The organism is Corynebacterium lipophiloflavum DSM 44291 (genome assembly GCF_000159635.1).
GTDB classification, from domain to species: Bacteria; Actinomycetota; Actinomycetes; order Mycobacteriales; family Mycobacteriaceae; genus Corynebacterium; species Corynebacterium lipophiloflavum.
Genome location: NZ_GG667267.1, coordinates 1 through 202 on the forward strand (window position 1 = coordinate 1; position 202 = coordinate 202).

Below are 202 nucleotides of genomic sequence, written 5' to 3' on the forward strand. Positions count from 1 at the left end.
GCTTTCTTCGCTCGCTGGGCAGCGCGCTTGTCCTCGATGTTGCAGATCATCAGCCACAGCGTTTTCAGCGCCGCGGTATCGTTCGGGAACTGGCCGCGGTTGCGGGTGGCTTTCCGCAGTTCAGCATTCAGCGATTCGATCGAATTCGTGGTGTAGAGCACCCGCCGTGCCGCAGGCGGGAACTGCAGAAACGGCACGAACC

Annotated in this window: 1 protein-coding gene; it reads right to left on the minus strand. The window is 61.4% G+C overall.

Annotated features, from left to right (window positions below; genetic code table 11):
• On the minus strand, positions 1–202 hold a 202-nt coding region (locus HMPREF0298_RS11445), incomplete at both ends, for an IS256 family transposase (RefSeq protein ID WP_006841374.1).